Source organism: Providencia stuartii (assembly GCF_029277985.1).
Taxonomy (GTDB): Bacteria; Pseudomonadota; Gammaproteobacteria; order Enterobacterales; family Enterobacteriaceae; genus Providencia; species Providencia zhejiangensis.
Window position 1 is genome coordinate 2,263,980 of record NZ_CP119546.1, and the last position, 25,973, is coordinate 2,289,952.

At 36.7% G+C, this 25,973-nt stretch carries 20 protein-coding genes; 4 read left to right on the plus strand and 16 right to left on the minus strand.

Annotated elements, in window-relative coordinates; all coding sequences use genetic code 11:
- Window positions 1-170: 170 nt before the first annotated feature.
- The 12 genes from P2E05_RS09905 to P2E05_RS09960 form a co-directional block, all read right to left on the minus strand.
- Window positions 171-1,223: a hypothetical protein gene (locus P2E05_RS09905; protein ID WP_276145363.1), complete on the minus strand. Its 1,053-nt coding sequence runs from the start codon at window positions 1,221-1,223 to the stop codon at window positions 171-173.
- Window positions 1,224-1,566: 343 nt separating this feature from the next.
- Window positions 1,567-2,628: a hypothetical protein gene (locus tag P2E05_RS09910; protein ID WP_276122727.1), complete on the minus strand. Its 1,062-nt coding sequence runs from the start codon at window positions 2,626-2,628 to the stop codon at window positions 1,567-1,569.
- A 14-nt stretch (window positions 2,629-2,642) separates the two neighbouring features.
- Window positions 2,643-5,210 carry a fimbria/pilus outer membrane usher protein gene (locus P2E05_RS09915; protein ID WP_154622723.1) on the minus strand — a complete coding sequence of 856 codons (2,568 nt, stop codon included), beginning with the start codon at window positions 5,208-5,210 and terminating at the stop codon, window positions 2,643-2,645.
- A complete protein-coding gene (locus tag P2E05_RS09920; protein ID WP_154622724.1) occupies window positions 5,207-5,956 on the minus strand; it encodes a fimbrial biogenesis chaperone in 750 nt (249 codons plus the stop codon). Before P2E05_RS09920 ends, P2E05_RS09915 begins: the two co-directional genes overlap by 4 nt.
- Entirely contained in the window at window positions 5,947-6,696 is a 750-nt protein-coding gene (locus tag P2E05_RS09925) for a fimbrial biogenesis chaperone (protein WP_269723110.1), read from the minus strand. The genes P2E05_RS09920 and P2E05_RS09925 overlap by 10 nt, the downstream gene beginning before the upstream one ends.
- A gap of 21 nt (window positions 6,697-6,717) precedes the next feature.
- Window positions 6,718-7,254 (minus strand): fimbrial protein, encoded by a 537-nt coding sequence (locus tag P2E05_RS09930; RefSeq protein WP_272657758.1) that lies wholly within the window; start codon window positions 7,252-7,254, stop codon window positions 6,718-6,720.
- Window positions 7,255-7,269: 15 nt separating this feature from the next.
- Window positions 7,270-7,824, minus strand: coding sequence for a type 1 fimbrial protein (locus tag P2E05_RS09935; protein ID WP_154622726.1), 555 nt, complete (start codon window positions 7,822-7,824; stop codon window positions 7,270-7,272).
- Complete coding sequence (locus P2E05_RS09940) at window positions 7,802-8,530, minus strand: fimbrial biogenesis chaperone (protein WP_154622727.1); 729 nt, start codon at window positions 8,528-8,530, stop codon at window positions 7,802-7,804. The genes P2E05_RS09935 and P2E05_RS09940 overlap by 23 nt, the downstream gene beginning before the upstream one ends.
- A gap of 81 nt (window positions 8,531-8,611) precedes the next feature.
- Entirely contained in the window at window positions 8,612-9,139 is a 528-nt protein-coding gene (locus P2E05_RS09945) for a fimbrial protein (protein WP_154622728.1), read from the minus strand.
- A 1,373-nt stretch (window positions 9,140-10,512) separates the two neighbouring features.
- Entirely contained in the window at window positions 10,513-10,746 is a 234-nt protein-coding gene (locus tag P2E05_RS09950; RefSeq protein WP_154623238.1) for a YgdI/YgdR family lipoprotein, read from the minus strand.
- A gap of 325 nt (window positions 10,747-11,071) precedes the next feature.
- Window positions 11,072-12,355, minus strand: coding sequence for an arsenic transporter (locus P2E05_RS09955; protein ID WP_154623239.1), 1,284 nt, complete (start codon window positions 12,353-12,355; stop codon window positions 11,072-11,074).
- A gap of 140 nt (window positions 12,356-12,495) precedes the next feature.
- Complete coding sequence (locus P2E05_RS09960; protein WP_163861651.1) at window positions 12,496-12,831, minus strand: metalloregulator ArsR/SmtB family transcription factor; 336 nt, start codon at window positions 12,829-12,831, stop codon at window positions 12,496-12,498.
- 543 nt (window positions 12,832-13,374) lie between these two features.
- On the opposite strand from P2E05_RS09960, the gene P2E05_RS09965 reads away from it, so the two are divergent.
- The 4 genes from P2E05_RS09965 (at window position 13,375) to P2E05_RS09980 (ending at window position 17,390) form a co-directional block, all read left to right on the plus strand.
- Complete coding sequence (locus tag P2E05_RS09965; RefSeq protein WP_163861654.1) at window positions 13,375-14,001, plus strand: GrpB family protein; 627 nt, start codon at window positions 13,375-13,377, stop codon at window positions 13,999-14,001.
- A gap of 38 nt (window positions 14,002-14,039) precedes the next feature.
- Window positions 14,040-14,552 (plus strand): GNAT family N-acetyltransferase, encoded by a 513-nt coding sequence (locus P2E05_RS09970; RefSeq protein WP_163861657.1) that lies wholly within the window; start codon window positions 14,040-14,042, stop codon window positions 14,550-14,552.
- A gap of 670 nt (window positions 14,553-15,222) precedes the next feature.
- Entirely contained in the window at window positions 15,223-16,320 is a 1,098-nt protein-coding gene (locus tag P2E05_RS09975; protein ID WP_276122728.1) for a hypothetical protein, read from the plus strand.
- Window positions 16,321-16,400: 80 nt separating this feature from the next.
- Complete coding sequence (locus P2E05_RS09980; protein WP_163861660.1) at window positions 16,401-17,390, plus strand: patatin-like phospholipase family protein; 990 nt, start codon at window positions 16,401-16,403, stop codon at window positions 17,388-17,390.
- A 182-nt stretch (window positions 17,391-17,572) separates the two neighbouring features.
- On the opposite strand, the gene P2E05_RS09985 is transcribed toward P2E05_RS09980, so the two are convergent.
- The 4 genes from P2E05_RS09985 to P2E05_RS10000 form a co-directional block, all read right to left on the minus strand.
- Complete coding sequence (locus P2E05_RS09985) at window positions 17,573-21,949, minus strand: AAA family ATPase (protein ID WP_276122729.1); 4,377 nt, start codon at window positions 21,947-21,949, stop codon at window positions 17,573-17,575.
- Between the two features lie 5 nt (window positions 21,950-21,954).
- On the minus strand, window positions 21,955-23,541 hold the full coding sequence (locus tag P2E05_RS09990; RefSeq protein ID WP_272578000.1) for a hypothetical protein: 1,587 nt from the start codon (window positions 23,539-23,541) through the stop codon (window positions 21,955-21,957).
- Between the two features lie 572 nt (window positions 23,542-24,113).
- The gene (locus P2E05_RS09995) at window positions 24,114-25,211 is read right to left on the minus strand and encodes an alkene reductase (protein WP_154623446.1); all 1,098 of its coding nucleotides are present in this window, start codon (window positions 25,209-25,211) and stop codon (window positions 24,114-24,116) included.
- 53 nt (window positions 25,212-25,264) lie between these two features.
- Window positions 25,265-25,864, minus strand: a complete 600-nt coding sequence (locus tag P2E05_RS10000; protein ID WP_154623445.1) for a TetR/AcrR family transcriptional regulator — start codon at window positions 25,862-25,864, stop codon at window positions 25,265-25,267.
- Window positions 25,865-25,973: the final 109 nt, after the last annotated feature.

The window sequence follows — 25,973 nt, forward strand, 5'->3', positions numbered from 1 at the left end:
TTTAGACGATAGCCCGTATGGTTAAATTATGAAAAACTACCATCAGGATTTTATCTCAATATTCAGTCCCTTTTTTAGAGTCAATCACAGTATCAAATCTACTGTCATGGTTATTGGTGAGCTATCGCTAATTTTAAAATGCCTGGTTTAAAATCAATCTTACGATAAACTTAACGCATAATAACGGAAAGTTCCACGGAACCACGGGCTACGCCGGTTATCCCTGCCCCCTTTGAATATAACTCATATTCAAGCGTTTTCGTCATATTGATATTGTTTTCATTTGCGTTAATACGTCCAAGCTCGACCATCGTCTGATCTAAACGTATCGGTAATTTAGAACCGTTATGGTGTACAAATAATTTCACATATGCAGCAGCTCTACGACTTGCGGTGTTTAAATTAACATCAAAAGCATTACCAGAATAAAACTCTGGTTTAACGTTAGCTGAAATTCCGATATAGGCGTCAACTTGATCTTTAAATTGGCTACAATTTATCGTCATAGGACGTTGAACAGAAGCTAACAAAGTGCCTTCAGCCGCACCTGAGTCTTGAAAACCAAAATTAATTTTATTCGCAGTCTGTAAATTACATGTTAGTCCAGAAACCGTGATATTTATTGGCTCAGTTTTAGGAACTAATATTACCCATGCCCCTTCATTTAAATTACGCCAGTCTTTAATTGAAGTTCCTAGATTATCTTTTAAAAAGTATGTGCCACCTTTTTGATTTCCAGTTCCATAAACAAGCAAACGCCCCGTGATTGTTACATTATGAGCTAAACTTATTTCGGGAGTTGATTGATAAGGTTCAAAAACACACCCTGCGCTATATCCATATTGGTTGGTACCAGAACCCCAGCCATTAAAGTGCCCTGTTACAGTATCTATGGGTACGTATGGATAAGTCGGTCTTGTTCGTCTATCCGTAAAAGTAAACTCAGGGACTAGCATTAAGTCATTACTAATCGGTATTCCCCATATGCCATCGATTTCCATCATAACACGTTGATGGCATTGGTTGTAGTATCCATTAAAGTGATTAGTTAAAGTAACATACGGGTATACATCACCAATATTAGCATGTGTAGTCATACGGTTAGTTTTCCAATAATAACCAAATACCCCGACTAAACCTCGCCCATTAAATACCTTAACGTCCGCAGCGAATGTTGGTAACGTTATACTTGTCAAAACTATTGCGAATAAAATCTTTTTCATCATATTACCTAAAAAATAGAAACCGCTATAACCAACTCCTAAGGTTGTTATCGTATCCTTACATTCAAAATAATCTTTTAAAATAAATTAAATCTTATTTGCCAAATGTTCGATTTATATAAGATAAAAAACGACTGTATTGATATCCGCTTAACCACAATGCAACATTATCTTTTAGACGGTAGCCCGTATGGTTAAATTATGAAAAACTACCATTAGGATTTTATCTCAATATTCAGTCCCTTTTTTAGAGTCAATCACAGTATTAAATCTACTGTCATGGTTATTGGTGAGCTATCGCTAATTTTAAAATGCCTAGTTTAAAATCAATCTTACGATAAACTTAACGCATAATAACCGAAAGTTCTACGGAACCACGTGCTAAACCGGTTATCCTTGCCCCCTTTGAATATAACTCATATTCAAGCGTTTTCGTTATATTGATATTGTTTTCATTTGCTTTAATACGACCAAGCTCGACCATAGTCTGGTCTAAACGTATCGGTAATTTAGAACCGTTGTGGTGCACAAATAATTTTACATACGCAGCAGCTCGATTACTTGAATTAATTAAATTAACGTCGTAATTATTCCCTGAATAGTACTCGGGTTTAACGTTAGCAGATATTCCAATATATGCATCAACTTGATCCTTAAATTGACTACAACTTATGGCTATCGGACGTTGAACAGATGCTAATAGGGTACCTGCTGCTGCATTCGAATCTTGAATACCAAAATTAATTTTATTCGGGGTCTGCAAGCTGCATGTTAGCCCAGAAACAGTGACATTGATGGGATCCGCTTTATCTACTAATTTTACCCATGACCCTTCATTAATATTACGCCAGTCTTTGATCGAGGTGCCTATATTATCTTTTAAATAATACGTACCACTTTTTTGATTCCCAGTTCCATATACTAGCAAGCGACCTGTTAGGAAAACCTCATGTTCGATAACAGTTTCTGGCGTTGTTTGATAAGGTTCAAAAATACAATTCCGGTACCATGGAAATTGATTTGTACCTGAACCCCTGCCATTGAAATGCCCTGTTACTATATCGAATGGGGCAGGCCGAGGATAAACTAATCCCTTTCTTCGCTCATCTGTAAAAATAAACTCAGGCACTAGCATTAGTTCATTACTAATTGGTATTCCGTAAATACCATCAATTTGCATTAGAGCGGGTTGATAGCAACGGTTATATGAACCATTGAAAGTATTGGTTAATGTAACATAGAAATAAGATTCTCCAACGTTACCGTATGTTACCATTTTGTTTTTTGCAGTGTAATTCCCAAACACTCCAACTAAGCCACGCCCATTGAACACCTTAACGTTTGCGGCTAATGATGACATTGTTATACTTGTCAAAATAATTGCGAATAAAATTTTTTTCATCATATTACTCAAACTAGTTATTGGCATGTAACAGTTAAATTACGCAGCGACGAGTAGGTGTTTTCAGTTGATTGACTCATATCAAATGGAACTTGACATTGCTCAGAGTTTGCTCTTCCCCATACTACTGATAATGTCCCTTTTTCAGGTAACCCGCTTATATATACACGACCATTTTCACCAACAATTCCTGATATTAAACTAGAACTATCTTGTTCTGATTGTTGAAGTGATGCTACAGCCCCCATTGGAATAGTTTTTGGACCCGTTAAGGTGAGCATTGCCTGATACCCTTTCAAGGTATTAAACTGAGTTTTAACTAAAGCGCCTTTTGTTGGATAGACATTAACGGATGTTTCTTTACTTTCAACATCTGTTGGTAATGTATTAATATCTAGATTAATAATATTTTGGCTGTATTCCATCATATTAGGCACAATAGCGTAACCCCGAGAGTCAATAACGGCCATCCCATTATTGATACTTGTTCCCGCAGCATCTGGCGCATACACTACAGCAGCAGAATTACCAATGAACTGACCCAATGTAACCCCACCTGGGTGAATGACGGCAGCACCATTTCCATTCACATAAGTAAGTTGGTTTTCACGGCCATAACTGTAACCAACACCCGCATAACCTTTACTTCCTTGATAACCAATATTGATAGAGCTGGATAATTTCTGGTCACGGTTATCGCCACTTTCACTTAACTGATAAGTCAATTTATTGTCTAATAACTGGCCATTAATACCCAACTGTTGATAGGTTCTACCTGTATTATCGTGACTTATTTGGAAGCTACTGTAGATATTTTCAATATCTTTGTTATGTGAAAACAGACTAAATGGTACGCTAACGTTGAAGCTAACTTGGCGGTTTTCAGGCCAGTTTCCATCGCCTTGTGTACGGCTAATACTGTAATCGATACCATAAGATAAACCTTTATAGAAACCGCTATAACCAACCCCTAAGGTCGTTATCGTATCTTTACGTCCCCAATAATCACTCCGCATACCTCTAAAATAAATTGAACCCCATTTACCAAGAGATTGATTTATATAAGATTGAAAGCTACTACGTTGACGCCCGTTCAACCACGGGGCAACATTATCTTTCAAACGATAACCTGCATGGTTAAAGTCTGAAAAACTATAGTAGTCTTTTGTTGAGTACCTCAACGCGGTCAAGTCAATAGATGTACCAAAATCAGATAAGTTCTTTGAGTAACGAAGTCTGAAAGATTGGCCTTGCTTATTTTCATCTCTGATTGTGGCATAGGCATGGGTCGCATCGATTGACATAGCACCAAATGAGCCTAATGAGAAACCTGTACCAACAATACCTGTCCAGTAATGATTAGCCCCTAAAAAACCAGTATAGAGTGTGACCGCTTTTGGTAATCCGTATATGAGTGTCCCCATCAAGAAATTACTTTTTTTATTACCATCGGTTATGCCACCATTGTATTGACCTGCTGTAACTTCATATTTAAATGTTCCAGCTCGTTGCATTACGGGCAATGATGAGAATGCTTGAGTGAATACTCGGACAGAACCATCTTCCTCATGAATTGAAACCTCCAAGTCCCCTGCTGTACCTGTTGGATAAAGGTCATTAATCACAAAGGGTCCTGGTGCAACGTACGTTTGGTATATGGTATTACCATTTTGGCTTATCGTGATGCGGGAATTAGATGATGCAACACCTCTAATTTGTGGCGCAAATCCCCTATCACCTCGTGCTAACATCTGCTCATTGGATAATAAACGAACCCCTTTGACTGGAACACTGTCAAGTACATCATTGAGTGTGCTCGTTTCACCCATTACAATTTCAGAATTTAAGTGCTGAATATCCCTTGAAACGGTTGTATTATTAAAATCGCTTTGACGATTACGTGCGGTCTGACCATCAAATTTATTTTCATTTTCAATGTAAAAATATTGGGAACGTAAACGCCACGCACCAAGATTTAATCCGCCTGTAATGTTGGCAAAAATAGAGTTATTTTTTGTTTTACCGCCAATTCCACCCGTAAATTCTTGTCGGCTCCCACTAACTTGATAGTTTAATACCAAGCCAGGTAAACCTTGGTCAAGAAGCTCTATCGGTACAGCACCTCTAGCCTTCTGGTTCATAGAGATTTGCGGGATATTTAAATTTAGTGTTAATTTTGAAACATCGAATTGAACTTGTGCATTTTCTATTACCGATGATAGAGAGGTAATTTTGTGAGTCGCAGGCATTCCTTTCAATACAGGATTACCTTGAATATTTACGCCGAACTCTTCTAACATCGCAGGCGTAAATTCAGGCACAATGTTACCTTCCTCATCTTGTATGAAATAAATTTCCTTCTGGCCTATCTCTTCTTTATTTATTTTCATAGTAACCATATAACGGCCAGGAGCTACTGTATCAGAACGTGCAAATACAGATAAATCGATACTATCTTTATCTGTTCCTGCCGGCAGGTTTAAAAGGGAAGGATCAAAATAAGGTTCAGCATTTGTGACACCACCAAACAGACAAAACATAAGCGCTATTGAGATAGGTTTTAAGATAAATATTCTGTTATTCATAATATACTCTCATCCAATACGCCAATGCTCAGTTTTGTTATTAATCCATATTCATTTAAAGCTTGCCAAGTCACCTCTCCAGAAACAGATTGAGGTAGTTCAATTTGGTTTTCACTAAACGGAGGAAAACTGTCATCGATTAATTTCATTGGTACTTTATATGAACCAATAGTTAATGAAGTTAATGTTATTGAAAGAGCTGACGGGTTTTTGATCATCAGTTTATTTTTATTTATAGAAAAACGCATTTTGTCCACTTCCTTGTCAATCCGTAATTCTTCAATTGCTTTAGGTCGATACAGCATTTTAAAATAGAGTGTCGGAGTAATAATAAACTCCGAGGTGTTCTTATCTGATACTTCGGGAATAGTTTTTAATGAAACATAAAATACACTTTCTCTATCTTTTGCTAAATTACCATCAGCAACCCGTTGTATTTTCCAACTATAGCGAACACCACTATCTAAACGATGTAATGGTGGTGTGATTAAAAAAATATCTGATTCTTTATTAATCAGTGGTTTCAACGTTTTTTCATTTGCAGCAATGATTTGAGACTGGACGAGTATTGCCTCGTTATTCGCATTCTCTAACATGGTTGAAACACCTTTTTTTTCCGATTCTTTATAAATTATACGTTCAGGTGAAAATAACAAACCATCCGTGATATCGATATTTGCGAAAGAAGACCCCATATAATAAACAAATGAAACAATTAAAATAATGATTTTTTTAACTATTGACATGTTTTCCTCTCGCCTAATATTAGTGAAGCCGTGTTATCTTCACTATCACCACCATAATCATTAACTGCTTTCCATACTATTTTGCTTGAGTGATTTACTTCATCAGTATTGTTTACTAAGTATCTGCTTCTGGGTGGAATTATTACTCCAGATATTTGCGGGTACTGTTTATTATTTATTTTTAGAAAGCTTAACGTTATATGGTATGGTGACGGATTTTCTATACATACATTCTTTTTATGTAAATAAAACTGTAGCCCTTTAATCGCATCTTCACTTGATTGCGTTAATCCATTGGGGCGATAAAATAGCTTTATCACTAAACGCGTACCTATCGATAACCTTGCCACTTGTTCTTCATTATTGTTAGGTGTAACACCGGGTATACCAATAACACTAAAATAAAATAAGGATTCTTTATCTTTAGGCAGTTGAGTTAATTTTTCTTCAGGCAAAATTTTCATTGCCTGCTGACTATTTGGATTCAATCGATATAGTGGTGGCGTAACTAAAAATACGCCTGATTCTTTCTGTCCAATAGGCGTATCAAACACCCCTGATTGCACTAAATATACACTGTCACTATCGTTTTTTAAGGTAATGGATTCTTGCGTTGAATCACCATTCCAAATGATTCTTGTTTGTTCTAAGAGTAGCCCAGCATAAGCATTAGAAGATAACTCTGGTAATAAAGTTAAAGTACCAACCAAACAAAATAATGAAAATATGATTCTACGCATATTAGATACCCTAGAGATTAGCTAGTCAGTGAATACGGTGAATATCATTGACGCTTTAAAACTACCTTTTGCTATTTGACTCGTATTGTTACATTCACCGCAAGATAATGCGGTCGTCACTGTAAAGGTATCACCGATAGCATTACTAGAATTAAGTTGGAAAAGAACATCACCATCTGTTTTTGCAATGTCATCAACTAATAACTTAATACCGACACCTTTTGAAGTTCCACTTTCTTTAAATAAAGGTTTTCCATTAAAAATTTCTGTCTGTCCAGATACAAAAATTTTGCTTTTAGATAAATCGCTAACATTTGTACATCTTGCTAGCTTCAAAGTGATATCTCGATTTAACTTTGTGGTTTCACCTGAATCATTTTTAACAATATCAATTGGAGAAACTTTTTTGTAATCAATCACTGCTTCTGAAACATCAACTTCACAAGTCTTTTTATAAAAAGAGACTTCAAAATCGACAGCAACACTATTCATTTGTGCTAATACTGATTGACAAAATACAATCGTTACAAAAGATAAAATTAACCGAAGCACATTCATACCCTCTTTTCTAAATTATGGCATTACAACGGTTAATAAAATTGATGCTTTTGCAGAACCCGCTGTAACGGTGCTATTGTTTGATTGACGTACAAATCCGATTGTCATTGGTAAAGAACCTGTTGTACTACCAGCAGGTAAATAAAAGCTTTCATTATTTTTTAAGGTTTTTCCCTTAGAATAGAACCCTACCAACTCTGACACTTCACCATTTTTCAGCATAAAACCAACCCCTTTTGCTCCAGCAGGGTCCGCTGTTAAAAATAGATTAGGATCATTTGATACATCACCTGTTACCATTACTTCCGGCATCACCGTTGTTTCATAATCGCGGCATTGGTATGAAAGTTTAATTGGCGTAATATCGACAGCATCATTTAATCTAAAATCTGCAATAACAGGACGACGAGTCATTTCGATATTTGATGGCGTTACTTCAATGTCACATTCACCTATACTATGTATATCTGCAAGTATTTCTAATTTATTCCCTGCAAAAGATTGCATTGTAGAAGCCATTAATAAACAGGCGACTAAGGTCGATAATTTATGGTTTCGTATGTTCAACATAGCCCCCTAAATCATTAATAGTTACCCAAGTGGTTGGGCCTGTATTCACCGTTGTCGGATAAATGATATTGCTAAAAGGCGCCACCATCGTGTTGTTCTTTTTAGCGGAAATATCTATCTGCTTATTGCCCACTTTTAATGATGCTAATGTAATATAATAGGGAGAGTTGTTTGTGACTTGCACACCGCCTTGAACCGCTGAAAACGTTAGACTTTCTTGCGCTTTATCAGAAGTTTGAACTAACCCAGCTGGGCGATAAAAAACTTTAATCACATTTTCTATTGCAATTTTTACATCGCCTTTCATATTTGAAACATTTAACTCTGCATTTTTTTCACTGCGTGCGATTGCTCTTGCATGTAAGTAATAAATGGATTCACGATCTTTTGGTAAATTCATTGAGCTAGAAGTTTCGGTAATACGAACATCTCGCTGTTGTCCCGGCTTTAAATAGAGCATAGGAGGAAGAATATCAAATACTGTCTCTTGGGTAGAATCACTAGGTGTTTTCGTTAAATATACCTGAACCAGATATTCTTCGTTCTCTGTACTATTGCGAACAGTTACCGGAATAGATTGGCTATTTTGTGGAAAAACAATTCGAGTAGTATTAAGGCCTACCCCAGCAGCTGATAGTCCTGTAATTTCAAGACCAAATATCATCATTCCAATTATTGAGTATCTGATAGTTGACATCAAATTCATAATTTATCTCCAATAGTCATTCTATTAAGTAACAAGTAATAAATGAGATGGCCATTTTCTGCCATCTCATTTAAATAATTATTATTCGTAGCTTACAGAGAATGTAATTGGAGCATCAATGCGTTGTGAAGCAGGTGTTCCTACTGTTGAATATAAGCCAACGTTCATTGCGATTGAAGCAGAAGAACCTTGAGCTAAACCAGTCACAGAAGTTAAATCAACACTTGTGTTAGGTTTAACTGGCTTAGCATCAGCAGTTAATTTAACACCAACAGTTGCATTTGCAGTGTTGTTGAAGTAATCACCATTCGCGTCTAGTGCAGTTCCTTTAGCGAATAATTGCACTGATGCACCTGTTTGGTCTTTGCTACAATTAGTTAATTGTAGAGTGAAGTCTTTTGCGCTTGCAGCAATATCACCAGCCGCTTGAATATCAGCAGAAATGTGAGTACCTAAGTCAATATTAGGATTGCTAACGCTTAAATCACAGGTTGCCGCTGCGATTTGACCTGAAACATTTACTTGAGCGTTTTGAACTGCAGAAGCAGCACCAGTAAATCCTAAACCAGCAGCAACACATAGAGCAATCATATTTTTTTGATTAAACATAATAAGACCTTAAATTTTTATTAATAATTGGGTGTAAGTTAATATTTACCCTACGATTACAACACCCTTTTAATCGCAGGACTTAAATAGAAATGAATTGATTTCAACTTAATGAATGGGCTAATCGATTCTTTTCCAGTTTTCTTCTTAAATAAGTTTATTTATAAACTCTAAATTCATTTTTCCGTATACACTTCCATGTTTCCATACACATTTCCATTATGTTTCCCTATTTGCATCCGCGTTTAATTGGTTAAAAAAACTTAAATCACTCAACTAACAGAATCGCTAGAGATTCTAATCAAGCAAAGCTCTTCTTATTAGCTGAAAAAACTTAAATTACTCAATTGACGGGATTGACGGAGATTCTAATCCAAAAAAAATTTTTTTCTAGAGGGGGTATTCATGCAGTGAGTAAGCAAATGTAATTGGCTTTTATTTTTAATAAGTCAATGATTAAATATTCTTCATTAAAAATGAAAGTAAAACACCCTGTTGTTCTTAGCTGTGATTTAACACTTATTTAACTTACTCATATTATGCACATCATCACCAAAATATAATAACTATATGAATAAAAAGATATTTTTACATTTCAAATAATAATCTTTAAATTGATTTGAAATAAAAAATTAACATCAAACAAAAAAACAACACATAATACATATTAAAAATTGAAACTCATCAACCCCCTTATTAAGGTTGAATATTGAATTAAAAACAGATTTTTCTTAACAATTATTATTGTTTTATTGAAATATATGTTTACATGTAGTTACTAACATATAAATATAATAGCCTATTACTTAAATATTTTTTTAATTTAACTAAAATTTTTTTACTGCCAAATGTAAGAATATATACTATAAGTATAAAAAGATGTGTAAATACTCAATTCGTATCCTTAAATTTAAAACCCAATATAGTGAAGTGGTGTTATTATTCCATTTTGTAACAATGCAATGTATCGAAAGCATTTACAGTAAGATAAGGTGTTAGCAATTAGTAATTAATACTGATTTAAGGCATTAATATCATATTATTTGAGTTTGTTCACAATATTGTTTATGGAGTGATTATCGTAAGAAACTAAACTTGCATGATTGAAGATAGTGTCTTCATCTTCAGGATGATATGTATTGATAATAAGATGAATACAGCAGATACTTATTGATAATAATACTGACGACTTGGTTAAGGCGGTTAAACTCAGTTTCACATCTGCTTGATGAACATTAATTGATCATTAATTTGCTTTTTTATAACCAAATCACATCGAAAAATTCCTTTCAAGAAAACATTTTATTTCTTGAAAGGAATATAGCCGCATCGGCATTATGAAAATGTCACTACTAAATATTTTAGTTTAGTCATTAATTTTCAAGTTCACTCATATTGGTGATCTCATTGCGGTTAATTTGCTCATTTTTTCCTGTTTGAGCATCTTTATAAGAAACCAATCCGGTATCATTATCAACCTGAGGTTTACCATCGGTGATAATAGTACGTCCATCCGTGGTTTTTATTGCTTGGTTTGAAGAGCAGCCTGTTACAGTAAAGGCGACAAGAGAGCTTAGAATAACAGCAAACAATGTAACTTTTTTCATATGTTCTCCTTATGTATCGATATTTATGTAACAAGTTCAGTATAGGTAAATTTCTATGCATTGTTAACCTATCCTATGAATAATTACTTAACTATAAAAAATTTTCATTAACGTAAATAAATTTATTTACATATGAATTTATTGATTTATGTGACAGTACCTACCCTAAATAAATTATTTACCGTCAAAGATTGGCTTCAGGAATAGCGGTATAGACATGATTTTGAGTGTCAGCACATCAATAAATTATTCCAACAAAGCCAACGTTCATCAGATAGGATAACATTGCGTTTTTTGGCGGCGTTCAACGCAATGCTACATTCACTTAAATAGATAGTCTGAGTGCTAAAGCAATCAATGTTACTGTCAGCACAGGAATGGTCATAATAATACCGACTTTAAAATAATATCCCCATGTAATAGTCATATTTTTTTGCGATAATACATGTAGCCAAAGTAAAGTCGCCAAACTTCCAATCGGCGTAATTTTAGGCCCCAAATCAGCACCAATAATATTCGCATATACCATCGCTTCCTTGATCAGCCCAGTAGCACTGCTGCCCTCAATTGACAACGCACCGATCAATACAGTTGGCATATTATTCATAATTGATGATAAGAAAGCAGTGATAAATCCAGTGCCTATTGTTGCGCTCCATAAACCACCATCAGCAAGATAACTTAATATGTTTGAAAGATAAGTGGTTAATCCTGCATTTTTTAAACCATAGACAACCAAATACATACCCAGTGAGAAAATCACTATCTGCCATGGCGCACCCTGTAATACTTGTCGGGTATTGATCACGCGACCTTTAGAAGCAATAACCCAGAGAATTAACGCCCCTATCGCAGCAATAGCACTTATTGGAAGACCTAAAGGTTCTAATACAAAAAAACCTATCAATAACAGTACCAATACAAAGCAACCTGCCTTGAATGTTTTTAGATCTTTAATCGCTAAGGTTGGTTTACTGAGCTTTGTTACATCATACTGCTGTGGAATATCTTTGCGATAAAACCAGTGTAATATCACTAATGTTGCAATGATCGATGCAATGTCGACGAAAACCATAATGGATGCATATTCAGAAAATCCAATATTGAAAAAATCGGCAGAAACAATATTAACTAAATTAGAGACAATCAGTGGTAAGCTAGCTGTATCTGCAATAAACCCCGCCGCCATGACAAAAGCTAACGTTGTTCCTTTATTGAACCCCAACGCCAATAGCATAGCGATAACGATGGGAGTTAAAATTAAAGCTGCTCCATCATTGGCAAATAAAGCGGCCACCATTGCACCAAGCAAAACGATATAACTGAATAGTAACCGCCCTTTTCCATTCCCCCATTTAGCAACATGTAATGCAGCCCATTCAAAGAAACCGCTTTCATCTAAAATCAAACTAATCATAATGATGGCAATAAAAGTGGCCGTTGCGTTCCAAACAATATTCCAAACAATCGGAATATCTTGAAAATTAATCACACCAAAAGTGAGTGCCAGTATTGCCCCTATTGTTGCACTCCATCCGATGCTAAGCCCCTTAGGCTGCCAAATAACCAACGTGATCGTCAGAACAAAAATGAATACTGCAATAAACATAACAACCTCAATTTCTAAAGGCTAACTCGCCTTTTTAGTTCGAATCACAATAAAGTGTTGAGAGACCAATGGCCCAAATATGATTTATCATGATCACGCCTTCATATACGATTTATCATATATGTTAAGATAAAAATTTTTTATGAAGAACAGTGACTAGCAGAATTTTTATTTTCTAGCGCATTAACTAATTCTGATATTCGATGTTTTTCTGCTAGATATGTTAGGTCAATGATATCTTTTATCCATGGCAATAATGCGGGTGATAAGCGGTAGTGAACCCATTTGCCATGCTTTGAATCCCGTAATAAGCCAGATTCTCTTAACATAGCCAGATGACGAGATGTTTTCGGCTGAGATAAATTCAAAGCAGTATAGATATCACAAACACACAATTCACCAGAGGCTTTTAGTAACAAGATAATGTCTAACCTAGTTTGATCTGCCAGTATTTTAAATAACTGTAAGGGTTCCATACTCACTCCTTTTCTATCTTCGAGTAATATAATGCCAATGAACATATTCGTCAAATCAGATATGTAGTATCTGTCATGTTAGTCACCCTTTTTATAAATACCTTTTTCTAGCTAAACAAATCTCTGCTTGTATGCGTTATCGCTCAATCTTACCTAAAGCAGGTGTTTTTCCATTTATCAAAATTTTTCTAATTTGTAAGTTATTTGAATATATTCCTAAACTAAATACCGTCTATCTTTCCTATCTATACGTTGATAACGTCACTCCGTAGCTCAGGGATAAGCAGCTAGATCCTTGTGCACATGACACAGCAATCAATATTGACCCTACCTAAAAAATTTATTGCGGTATGTTTCTGAATATAATATAAAAACCAGAGAATCCCCCCCTTCGTCAGGATTTAAAGATGAAGCATCACTCACTACTCGTCGGAGTAGGAATATATATGGTTGGTATGACATGACCATGAAAATTATCAAATCTCCCGATACTAATTTAGCGACATTAACTTGCCCCATATACGATTAATGATGAGTTGAAAAATGAATCCATTTAGTAAAACCTTAGATGCATTATCTCCAGAAGAAATTGCCGCGGTGATGACCTTTGAAGATGGCGACCCAAATGAAAATCCATGGGTACTCGAAAAACCACGAGCATTGAAAATTGATGTTAGCGATTATGATCCCAGATGGGCAGAATGCTTTATACAAGAAAAAAAACGTATTATGGCGATATTGGGGGATACCGCACTGCATATTGAACATGTTGGTTCAACCGCAGTGCCTGGCTTGTCCGCTAAGCCAATCATTGATATTGATTTAATCGTGGCAGATCCAACCGATGAAAGCCGTTATATTCCACAGCTAACTGCTTTGGGATATGTGCATACCATTCGTGAACCCTCTTGGTATGAACACCGAATGCTTTACTTAGATAACCCGCAAGTCAACCTACATGTTTTTGCCCCCCACTGCCCTGAACATCTTCGTCATCGATTATTCCGTGATTGGCTGATCACCCATCCTGATGACGTTAAAACTTACGCGGCCAGTAAAATGCAAGCCAAAAAAGGGATTAATACAATGATGGATTATAACCAGAAGAAAAATGATACTGTGCGGTCAATTTATGAAAAATTATTTACTTCACTAAAAAATAAAATGTAACTAAACAATAGCCCATTTCCGTGATGAGCTATAAATACATGCGTAAAGACCATATTAACGAGGAAGTCATGCATAGAGTCATTCGCCAATTAAATAAGAACGATATTCAATTACATCTCCCTGTCTTGGCAGAATTGTTACACCAAGAATGGCGTGCATTCACACCATGGGCAACCCCAGAAACGATCACTAACCGATTACAAGCTCGTATATTAGCGACAAATTTAAATGAGGTTTGGTGTGTTTGGCAAAACAATCATTTAGTTGCTACGGCAAGTATCATCGATAAAGAAATAGACTTTATTGATGACGCACAATGGTGGATCGGTGAAATCTACACTCATCCCACATATCGAGGGCAAGGAATTGCGTCAGCGCTTATCCAAAATGTCACCGATGATTATTGGAAAAAAACAGACCAAGATTTATATCTATACACCCCAGATCAACAGAAGTTATATCAAAAGATGGGCTGGTCCATAACTCAAAACTTAATATACCAAGATGAAATGGTCAGTATAATGAAAAGGACAAAGCATATTGACTTTTAAGAATACTTAAAGGTGATTTTTTAATTAATCACCTATTTCTTACTCAAGATTGAATTACTCCATTATGTTGTATAATTGGCAGGAATTTAAACACCTGAATAGAATCATTTGATTGTTTAATTATTATTGAATTTATTTTTCATTTTACATGTTTATATTGCTAGTGTATTTCAAACTTTTGATTTTATTTTTACAACATAAATAATAAAGTTTATTAAGTATACGGTAACCCCCTTAACATCGATGTTCTAGAAGAATTCAACACAATACAACAAGGCACCTTCCTAATTGAAAAGGATGTCAAATCTATAAATGAACGATATTTAATATTGTTATTTTTATTTCTTTGACCTAATATGTGATTTATTAAAGTTACCATGTTTTTATTGTTTGATTTGTTATTTTTTAGGTTGCCTTACTCTCTAAGAAACCCGTAAAAAATCTATCATTTGATTGTTGCGCTACAGCGTATTAAAAACATCAACCTTTAAATACACCACCTTACTAAATTAAACGTTTGTATGATATTAGATAAATCATAAAACCATTTGACGTGTATTAACGCACTCATGAAAGAGGGATTGCCATTAATTAAAATTAGCCAAAGTTAACTATGAATTATTTTAATAACATTAACTAGATACTATTGCTTATATATCAGGAGCGTTTTATGAAAAATATCAAAAAAAAAAGAGCCAGCACCGATCTTATTACTTACTTGAATTACCTATCCACATGGGAAACAGAAAGTGAAGAGAATATAGACATATTAATCAATGAACATAACCTATTCTTAATGCTAGGTGACTTTGATTCTGACCATATCGTAGATAAGGAATTCGATTATATTTATCATCTAGCGAGTAATATGAAGCTTGAAACCACTGCTGATGATGGTATTAGAATAACTGCTGACGCTGCTGCTATCGCTTCTATCTGGTCATTAGGCTTAAGTATGGCTGTATTTGCAAACCTTGAGGCATCTAGAGTCATTTTAGAAGGTGTTATTTCAAAGCATGCGAAAGAACTCAATGAACGATTAAAAAATGCAGATAATAATATTTCGCATGAAATTGGCAGTAATGTTCATGACTATATCACTCACTATAAAAAGAATAATACATTAATCGCAGCAAAAGCACCTGCTGGATTAGATGCAAGAATTTGTAGAAGTCACTTATTTCAATTTATGGGTGCGATAGAAAGAAAAGAAAAAAAATTAGATGCAAGAATCTTTCGGTTATATGCAGAATCTGCGCGACTACTCTTCCATAGCGATGAAATTAATAAGGTATACAATGCGTTAGATGAATTGAACTTTAGCAAAAAAACAGATGATGATGTTAAAAGATGTATAGATATTATTAAAAATATTAATATACCACCTGATGCGATATATGCTTTTAATATTATCCTTCCTTTAAGTTTTTCTATCATGATTTATAAGTTAAAAATTTCAATGAACACAATTAAAAAACAGTCAGAAGAAGTCGGCATTCCCGCAGAGGAAGTGAGTCCCTGTTCATTTGAAGTCATGGATGCAATAGGTAGATTTGCAACAGTTATCACTATCACACTTAACATGGTTGATATTTTTTTAGCTATATTAGATATAGTGGCAGTAATACAACAATGTAAGGAGCTGTGTGATAAAATAAATGGAGTCATTAGAGTTAATTATAAAGCATACTACAATGGTATTAAATTAGCATCTAATGAATATAAAAAAGCCATAAAAAACTATAGGAAATCAATAATAACTGATTAATTTACTTATTTTTTCTTCAACTCTGATATCAAACAAAATTTAATATCAGAGTTTTTTTAAATAACGCAGAAAGGTCAAAAATGTCATTTAATATGATAAGTTTTGATGGTGGAGGCATTAGAGGCTTAATCTCTGCTGTCATTATTAAAAAGCTAGATGAAAAATACCACATCCTCAATAAAACCAATGCATTTATTGGCACATCGACTGGAGGTATATTAGCTATTGCTCTTGCTAATGAGATCCCTATCTCCAAGATCATAGAGAGCTATACTGATAATGCATCCATTATATTTATGCCGAATAATAAATTCTCTGCTGAGGGTTTAATACCTGAAAATATTCTAAGTCTATTCCACAGTAAATATACTCATGTTGGAATGAAGAAAATTTTCAATCGCTTTTTTGGTGAAAAAAAGCTCTCTGAATCAAAAAAAATCATTATCGTTAACACTGCGCAGTTACTAAATACGACTAAACAAGGCTGGGAACCGGTAATTTTATCTAATTGCGTTGATAATATTTATAAAAATATCAAAATGATTGATGCTGCATTAGCCACGGCAGCAGCACCAACTTATTTTCCACCCTATCGTATAGATGAAAATAATTTAGGTTATTGTGTGGATGGTGGCGTTTTCGCGAATAATCCAACCACGATCGCCATCAGTGAAATCATCTCACAACAGTTAGTCTCTAGCCTGAGTGAGCTTTGTGTACTATCAATAGGAACCGGATATAAAGCCACAGGAATACCATTAATAGAAATGAGTAATCCTCTCAACGTAGGGGCAAATTTTTGGTTGCTACCTCATATCCATAAAGGACAAAAAAATATAGCGCCATTTTCAATTTTACAATTGATCTTAGACACCTCTTCTGAAATTGTTACCAAACAGGGTTCCCAATTATTAAAAGATAATTTTAAAAGAGTTAACCCCACATTGAGTAAAGATATTCAATTAGATGATTGGCACAGTATAAACTTAATATTAACAGAAACTGATAACTACCTTTTAAGTCAAGAATGGGAAGAGGTCTGTAACTGGGTTCAAGACAGATGGAAATAATGATCATTTATTATGACTGAAAATTAATCATATGCTTAACAGATGATAAATATAACCAATCTCCTATGTTACCCTACTGACTACATCAAGTTTACCCTATTCAAGTAATCCTTTGTCAATATCAATGACAGTAGTCATGTAGGGCATGCAAATAAATTCACCTCTAGATGATAAATGGTTGGTTATGAATCAGCTTTTCTGCAACTTTCAACCTGTTCTAACTTTCTTTTTATTTCTTCACTCGCATCATCAAATAGCGCCCTTCTGACTGCATTGCTGTATTTAGCTCGACAATATGGCATTAAAAGCGTTGAGATCATCCAGTTTCGCACTTCTTCATCAGGGTCCTTAGCAAGTGTCAAATAAATATCTTCACTACTTGTGATGGAAAATATACCGAATAATGTGCTTATTAATTTTTTCCTAATTTCCTTATCAGGATCTTGAACGAGTACTTGCTGAGCGTCTAATGACAATTGATTTACGTAGTTAGATTCTTCCATGAGTTTTATTTTGATACTAGCATTAGTCTCTGCCGCTAATTGTGCTTGAATATTCGAGTGCAGACGAGTGTAACCAGCAAGCGCAAGGCGCACATCAAAATGTGAATCATGAGCGAGTATTTGCTGTACTTCTTCACTTAATGGTGTTCCCATCCAGCTTTCATCACGTTTAGCCAACGCAACTCTTACGCTAAGTAAATCGTCTTTCGCTAATATTAGCTGTGCCGCCGGATCTAATTGATCATATGCCGCCAAAAGCTCTCGAATTTCAGGTTCTTTGTCTCTCGCTAGCATCTCTTGAGTCGTTCGTTTAAGGTAAAACATGATGTTGTTTTTGCCTTTGAGTAAGGTAGCGCGAACGTCTTTTTCTGGAGATTGGGCAAGTATTACCTGTGAGGATTTATCTAAATCATCGCAGCCAGCTAAAGCTTGACGAACTATAGGTGAAGGATCCCGAGCTAACTGTCGCTGTATTTCACTTTCTAGCCATAAATTATTAGTCAGCGCAGCTCTCACTGAGGCAACGGTATCACTCATTAATTTTAGCTTAACGTCATAACAAATATTGTTATTCGCAGCCAAAATTTCACGTACACTTGCACTTTTATGATTTACAAGCTCTTTCTGTACGATTTTAGATATAGCGGTATTTTTCGCCAGTACTTTGGCTAATTCAAGTAACTCATCACCTTGTTTTAGTAAAATGAGCTGTAATGCCTCAGGTAATTGCTTGTTACTGGCTAAAGCGAGTTTACTTTTAGAAATAGTATTGGAGGTTAAACCAAATATATTCATTCTCCCCATCAATGAAGAGTCTGAGTCTTTCCGCCAATCACATATTTGCTCCATCAGACTTTCACCTATTTTAGGGTTTGACGCTAATATTTCTCGCACATCTTCTGAGCCTTTTTTGAATAGTCGGAGATACTGCGATTCACTCAATTGTAAGTTATGTGCTAGGCTTTTTTGCACATCCTCAATATCTTCAATTAACTTATCGGCAACTGAAGGCGTCAATGAAAAATTATCTGCAAGGCGAGTTCGTACTTCTGTATTACTGTTTTCAGATAATAAAGCTTGTATCGTACTATCAAGGGATGGGTTACTGGCTAAACAAAGCAGAACCTCAGGATCGTCTATTTCTAAAAGTTGCTGCTGTATTATTAGGCTAACACACGGATTCCCGGCGAGTGTTTCATATATTTCAGGATCCTGTTCAAATAATATTTGCTGGATTTCATCCTGTAAATTTATTGCACCGGCGAGTGCTTTACGCACTCTAGGCTCAGCGTCATCAGCCACATGCTGTTGTATGACAAGCGGTATCTCACGATAGCGATAGCCATGTTTCACTAATGTTTCACGGACCCCTGCACTTTCATCCTTAACTAATATTTCAGCGACCTCTTGTGAGATACTGTTATTCATCGCTAAATCATTACGTACTGGTTCGCAAGAGTCTTGTGCCAGTAATATTTGGGCTTCAATGTTAATTTTTCGATTGCGTGCTAAAGCTCGACGAACATCTTCGAATTGACTTTGACTCAGTGTTGATTGGAATTCATCCGGTAAAGTATCTAGATGAGAATTACCCGCAAGTTCAATCTGCACTTCTTCTATATCTTGCAGTAATGCTTGTACCGCGGCATGTGACAATGAATTGTGGTTAGCTAATTTTTTACGCACTTTAACATCAGTATGCTGCGCTAAAATTAACTGTGTTTCAGCTGAAATACTTTCGTTCTTAGCCAAAGCTAAAAGAACCTTTGGCTGATCTTTGATTAGGATTTTCTTCGTTTTATCAGATAGTTTTGACCCACCATCACGACTTGCTAATTTGATACGAATGTCAATATCCCTATCTCGCGCTAAGATTAGCTGGGCCTCTTCAGTTAGGTCATCGTAATACTCAGTTAATGTTGCTCGAACATCATAAGATTCATCTCGAGCAAGAATTAATTGTACTTCATCTGTCAATTCAGCAAATTTAGCTAGAGCCTCGCGGACATCTGAACATGTATCTCGAGCAAGTTGCAATTGCGCCTTCAACGATAAATTATTGTTATGGACTAGGCTGGTACGTACTTCAACCTCTATATCTTTAGTTAATAAAAGCTGTTGTTCAGAACTTAGATTTTCATTACGAGCAACTAATTGGCGAATAGTGATATCTTCATCCTGTAATAAGCAATCGAGCAATAAATTGTGAGTGCTTTTACTCGCTAGAAGCTTTTTATGCTCCATTGTGAGTTTTAAACGTTGATATTGTGAGGCCAATAAATCATGAGGAGCATGAGGGTGAATACACGCTAAATGCAATAAATCTAGGTCATAGTCTGCTTGCCCTTCTCCTATATTAATTCGCATGCTCAACAGCCGTTCAGGGCAATTCGGATTTTCGTATACGGCTGTCCTAATTTCTGGTTCAGAATCATTAGCTAACTTCTCTAATAAATCATCGGGGCAATCTTCATTGGTTGCGACACTTTTACGACGAATTGCATTAGGGTCATCCGCCAGTCTTAGCATCTGTGCAACACTGAGACCTTCAATTGTCGATGCCGGTTTAAGCTTAAGTTTTTCAAATAATTCTTCGTATTTAGCAACTTGCTCCCGCAGTGTTTCTCTTAAAGGTACGGTTTGCTCAATAGCAAATTCTAACTCTTTAAAGTTTAATTCTCGGCTATCGAGAAACACGGATTCTTTGGCTTCGTTCACCGCATTTTGAATATCAGCACCTGCAAAATCTCTACACTTAGTAACGAGTTTGCTACGCTCTTCAGCTTTAAGCGTTAATCCCGTTCCCTTAAGATGAATATCGAGAATTGCTCCCCGTTCAGCGGCATTTGGAAAACCGACATAAAAGACCTCATCAAAACGCCCTTTACGTAATAATTCAGGTGGCAACACCGTAATATTATTTGCTGTAGCAATGACAAACACGGAACCTGTTTTTTCTTGCATCCATGTCAGAAAATAACCAAAAAGCCGTGATGAAACCTCTGAGCCACTGCCATTGTTCATACCAACAAACGCTTTTTCCAACTCATCTATCCAGAGAATACAAGGACTCACAGATTCAGCCATGGTTAATGCACGGCGCATGTTGTTTTCACTCTCACCAACATATTTGCCAAGTAATGAACCGATATCTAAACGTAATAATGGCAGTTGAAATAAGCTTGCAGCGGCCTTAGCCGTTAATGATTTACCACAACCTGGCATACCGGCTATCAAAACCCCCTTTGGCGTTTGTATTTTTGCAGTAACAGCCTCTCCCAAACGGCAGAAAATCTGTGAGCGACGATGAAGCCAACTTTTAAGATTTTCAAGACCACCAATATCTGAAGCATTTTCACTGACTTTAATCATCTCAAGCACACCACTTTTAGCGATGATTTGCTCTTTTTCATGTTGAATGAGGGCCAGCCCTGCTTCGTCAAGTTGCTCTTGTTTCTGGCGAACCATAGCAAGTGCTTGGCGAATTTCTTCCTGGCTTAAACCACTACAAGCCGCACATAAACGCGGTTTTAGCACTTCAGGAGTGCGTAAACTCACTTGTTGGCACACTATATCGACTAGTTTCGATATCTCTTCACCATGAGGAAGTTTTAGCGGTAAGAGCGTAATTTGTGCTTCGATTTGAGCAGGTATATATAGACTTTCTGATACGAGGATCACCGCAGAATGACCACGGTGATGACGTTGAATGCGGTTTAATAATTGTTTCAGTCTAGCGACTGCCAGTGGATGGTTTTCTAGAGCATTTTTAGCATCTTTAATAATGAATAGCTTACCTGTTAAGTCATCATCAAGTAAGGTCATTAAACCATTGGCTAGTTCAATATTTTCATTTTGGCAATCGCGCGGCTGTTTATGATAAAAATCAACCCAGCCATAACCAAGGTTCCATTCTTTGGGGTGTAACTCTAATTCTGAGGCAACCTCTTGTAATAAGGCATCAACCCTAGCTTCTTCACCTGACTGTATGTATAAGCCTGGATATCCAACAGATAAATAAGTTATTAACTTTTCTTTAATTTCAGATCGATTCATTGTATTTACCACAGCGAAAAAAGTGAAGATGCAAAGTTGCTGATACCACGCCCGATGGATTTGATTGCTTGCCCTGTACTTTCTACAACGCTACTCACCACTTCAATGGCTTTTTTTGCGACGACCTTACCGGCATCATAGATGATTTCACCCACTTTACTGCCCGCAATGCCTCCAGCCACACCACCGATAAAACCACCCGCAGCCATGCCGATAGGACCAAAAACTGTCCCCATCTTCACGCCGACCATCGCGCTTTTCGTCGCGCCCAAAATTGCCATGGAAGCTGTCACTGTCGTGCTACCAATTTCATCAAGCGCTTCACTTTGAGTTAATTCACCTTTACCTAATTTATAAAGAACTTTCGCATTTTGTAAGCCGATACAAGCGATATTGGTGATTAATCCTGCTGGCGTATTGCGTAATAGTGCCCCTAGGTAGCCATTTTTTACCGCAACGACAACAGCACCAGATACTGCAATCTGTGCAGCTGTCTCAGTGGTAGAGCGCAATGAACTTGAAAAAAATTCCTTTAGATCGTCGTTAACACTTGGATTTTGGCGGCCATTCAGTCGATTCCAAGCTCGACGGGCGAGAATTCTTACCCCCTGCATACCAACAGCAATACAAGCACCGAACAGAGCTTGCTTACCTATTTTTTTAGCAATATCAATGCGGTTGGTATCTTTCCACTCATATTGATAGGTTTCTCTTTCTGCCTGAGCTTGTTTTTGAAGGGCCTTAGCTTTTTCTTTAGATAAAGGGGTCGAGCTGACACCACCAGCCTCGATCACTTCTGTACTATTAGGAACATCGTTCCCTTGGCCTTCTGGAACTAAACGCTGTTGACCGGAATAGTCACCACGCTCAAATTGGCTATGGGTTGATTTGGCATCTGAGCCATATTTCGATTGATACTGCCCCACCACATTACCGTTGACATCCACAATTTCAATATCAACTGAATTCAAGTCATGAGAATTGACCATTCGTGCACGATAAGGACTTCCTTTCACCGTGGCATCGATATTAAAGGTATCGACATGGTGTTGTTCAGCGATAAAGCCATCCAAATTATAGTTGCCATTGATTTCACCGCCTAAAGTGCTCACTATTTTACGAGCATTAGCCGTTGCATCTGCCAAAGCGCTATCAATATCAGTCGCATATCGACCTACATCAACTGAGCCACTAACCGCCGCATTTTTTTCAATCTCATTGGCCAACCAAGATGCGCGGCTGCGCCCTTGTTCTTGATGACGTTGTAATGAATGACGTGAAACATTAAAAGCATCTGTAGATTCAATCACATCTCGTGTCGTGTTTCGTATTTCCTCTTCATTTTCCCAGATCTCCGGATATTTACGAAATTCATCATGCAGCCATTGATCTAATGGCTTTTCACCTCGTTGATTACAGGATGCAACAAACGATGCAATGAGAGTGGTTGTCTTGTCAGAATTTTGCGTATTTTCGAATAGAACTAATTCCGTGTTTTTAGCCATAACAAGTGAAGCGCTATCACATTCTATTTCCCAATCATTACTGCTAATGTTTTTATCACTCAGTTCGTTATCTTTATTGATGTTCATTATGCTAACCTTTTTAAATCACTATTATTCGATAATCACTTATGTAATATATTGTTCAATAGATCACCGTTAGCATAAAAAATAAAAATGACGATTTGCTAATGAAAAGGCGCCTATAGCTCAAAAACCACATAAAAAACTTTTATTTTAAGTTTGCCGTATATGCAAGTTTAAACATTTTCCTTATAAATTAATGCAATACCTTGTTGGCATTAGCCAAAAAATGAGTATGACCATTAATGTGTTATCCGATATACACAGTTAAAAATAAGCCATAGCGCAAAGGCTTTATTCAAATAATAAGCAGTGTGATTTTTACATCATTGACTCTTAATGGTAAGAGATATTACGGAGATAAACTTTCAGGTCAATATTTAAATTAGATGTATAAAATAAATTATGGCAGGGTATTTTGAGGGATAAAAATAAATTAATGATACTTTAGCGACCATCAATTTTTAAATAAAAGTCTTATTGTAAACTTAATAAGTTTTACTCACTAAAAACACTAGCATTGTTTCTATCCTCGTAGAGGATAAGCGGCGATAATCCGCCGCTACTAAAATTAAAATCTAAAGAAAAGGATAGTCGGTATACCCTTCTGCTCCTCCTCCATAAAAGGTTTCAGGACGTTGCGGATTTAACGCCGCCTTGTGCTGGAAACGCGTCACTAAATCTGGATTAGCAATAAAATCACGTCCAAATGCAACTGCATCAATCAATCCCTTCTCGATCAGATCTTCAGCTTTCTCAACCGTATAGGCCCCCGCACCGATAATCACTCCCTCGAAACGCTCACGAACTTGTTTGCGAAAATCTAAGCTGTATGGTTGTCCTCCAGCCCAATCAGGCTCAGACATGTGAAGATAAGCAATGTGTCGTTTATTCAATTCGTTAATAAGATATAACGCATCTTCAACTTCATTTGGCCCATTATCGGTATTTTGAAAACGACCTAATGGAGAAACACGAATACCAATGCGTTCAGGACTCCATTCTGCACAAACAGCATCAATGACCTCTAGAAGAAAACGTGCACGGTTCTCCCTTGTTCCACCATATTGGTCGGTGCGATGATTGGCTGATGGTGATAAGAATTGATGTAATAAATAACCATGTGCCGCATGCAGTTCAACCATGTCAAAACCCGCTTCCCTTGCATTAGCAACAGCTTGACGAAAATCATTAACGATGCCGGGGATTTCAGCAAGTTCTAATGCTCGCGGTGTAGACGTATCAACTCGAATAGCTCGCCCATGTTCATCTCTTAATGATGTTCTGGTTCCCGCATTGATAGCAGAGGGTGCTACTGGTGCAGCGCCTTCAGGTTGAAGGCTTGTATGAGAAATTCTCCCTGTATGCCATAGCTGTACGGCAATACGCCCTCCTTCACGATGAACGGTAGCGGTAATTTTTTTCCATGCTTCAATTTGTTCGGCACTATGTAAGCCGGGAGCGCCCGCATAGCCTTTTGCCTGAGCAGAGATTTGAGTTGCTTCTGAGATAATTAAGCCAGCTGTCGCACGTTGACGATAATATTCAGCCATCAAAGCCGTTGGAATATCCCCCGGTTCAATGCTACGTAAGCGAGTTAATGGGGCCATAAAAATACGATTTGGAGCAGTTAACGACCCCACTTTAAGCGCTGTGAATAATTTTTTCTGTGACATAAAATCTCCAGATTAGACCGGTCGACTAGTAGTTAGGTAAATAAAAACGCCTATCAACAATCAGGCGTAGTGATGATTTTTTCCACATAAGCCAGAGCACTTTCCATTGGTGCGCGACTTCGAGAAATTTTGGCTTGTAAATTCGCACCTAGCCAGAGTGAATAAAGTACCTGTGCGACAGACAATGGCTCACCCGAGAAGCTCAACGACTTTTCATTTCGGCCATTAACCAGTGCTTGTGCCAGTATAGCCACTACTTGACTGACACCTTTATCCATAGCTGTGTTCATATCCTCTGATAAGTCACATACCTCAGCGGATAATTTGACCGTCAAACAACCTGTTATATGACTAAATGCACAAGTGTTATCCAGCACCTTTCCATAATAAGCCAACAAGCGATCTCGATAATTCCCTGTGCCATGCTCAAAGTGCCCCTCTAGCCGTTGGAGGTAAACCGCATAATAGCGTTCTAACATAGCCACGCCAAAGGCTTCCTTCGAGCGGAAATAATGGTAAAACGAGCCTTTTGGTACCTCTGCGGTTTTTAACAGCTCATTTAACCCCATGCCGACAAAGCCTCGCTGAAGACAAAGGTTTTCTCCCGTAACCAAAAGGTGTTCTCGTGTATCCTGTTCTGACTTTCTGTTCATATCTCTACTGTAATAGACCGCTCGGTCTAGAGCAAATTACTTTTTGTTATTATATGGCAAAATAAGCTATATAAAAAATATTACAGTACCTTAAAAAGACTCAAACAAC